The organism is Mesorhizobium sp. B2-3-5 (genome assembly GCF_006442395.1).
Taxonomy (GTDB): domain Bacteria; phylum Pseudomonadota; class Alphaproteobacteria; order Rhizobiales; family Rhizobiaceae; genus Mesorhizobium.
This window is the reverse complement of sequence record NZ_VFVX01000081.1, coordinates 1-1401: the sequence shown is the minus strand read 5'-3', so window position 1 is coordinate 1401 and position 1401 is coordinate 1. Positions and strand designations below refer to the sequence as shown.

The 1401-nt window shown below is 67.3% G+C and carries 1 protein-coding gene; it reads left to right on the top strand.

Annotated features, from left to right (window positions below; genetic code table 11):
- The coding region (locus FJ958_RS31400) for an HD domain-containing phosphohydrolase (protein ID WP_140750002.1) at nt 1–1274 on the top strand (1274 nt) is incomplete at its 5' end.
- Nucleotides 1275–1401 lie beyond the last annotated feature (127 nt).

Sequence of the window (1401 nt, the reverse complement as noted above, 5' to 3'; positions counted from 1 at the left end):
TACAGGCTTTCAGGCGGCTCTACTATGATCTCGACCCCGATGCGCAGGCCAAGGCGATCGAGGCCGCAATGTCGCAGGCGCTCGCCGTGGCCCGCCCGGTGCTCACTGCGCATTGCGAGGTCGCGCAGCGGCTCGGCGAGCGGCTCGGCCTGTCCGACGAGATACGGCGTAATCTTGGACAGATTTATGAACGCTGGGACGGCAAGGGCCTTCCGCGCGGACTGAGCGGCGAGGATGTTCTGCCGGCTGTGCGACTTATCACATTGGCGCAGGACGTCATTGCGCTCAGCGATGCCGTCGGCATTGAGGCGATGGCCGAAATCGTCGCAAACCGCGGCGACGGCCCCTACGAAGCAGGTCTGGCCCGTCTCGTCTCCGCTAACGCAGCGGTGTTGATGGAAGGCATCGGCGCGACGGTCGACCGTGAGACGATTTTGGCGCTAGAGCCCGATCCCCCGGTTATGCTGGACGAGGCGGCTTGCGAGGAAGCTTTCCTCGCCATTGCCGACATGATCGACATGCGCATGCCATTCACGCAGGGCCATTCGCGGATGGTGGCGGACCTGGCCGAGGGCGCGGGAGCAAGAGCAGGGCTGCCGGCCCCTGACCTCCGCGCGCTGCGCTGGTCGGGCTTTATCCATGACATTGGCGAACTGGTGGTGCCGGTGGCGACCTGGATGCGCAACGGTCCGCTGTCGGTCCGCGAGCGCGACGCGGCGCAACTGCACGCTTATTATGGCGAGCGGGCGCTGACCTCCTTCGGCCGCGACGGCGATGCCATGGCCGGGATGGTGCTGCGTCATCACGAACGCCTCGATGGCTCGGGCTATCACCGCAAGGTCGGCGGTTCCGACCTGTCGCCGGCAGCGAGGATCCTGGCTGCTGCCGAGGCCTTCCAGACGTCGAGGGAGGAGCGCCCTCATCGCAAGGCGCTGTCCAGCGAGGCGGCGGCGGCGCAGCTCCGCGCCGCTGTTCGAGAGGGCTGTATCTGCCCCGAGGCCGCCGAGGCCGTATTGTCCTTCGCCGGGCAGCCGTCGCGCCGGGCACTGCCGCGGGCGTTGGCCGGCATGACGCCGCGCGAGATCGAGGTGCTGCGCCTGATCGCCGCCGGATTTACGGCGAAGGAGGCGGCGCGCAAGCTCGATATCTCCCCCAAGACCGCGGACCACCATATCGAGAGCGTCTATTCAAAGGTCGGCGTGACCACCCGCGCCGCCGCCGCGCTCTATGCCGTCGAGCACGGCCTCGTCCGGCCAGGAGAAACGCGGGCATAGGGAATCCACCCCATGTGCACCCGCTCCAGGGCGCGCATCGTGATCCTGTCGATGGACCAATGGTGGCCGCGACCGACAGGAGGAAATCCCATGCTTCTCGCAACGACCAAGGTGGCGGACGTCGACC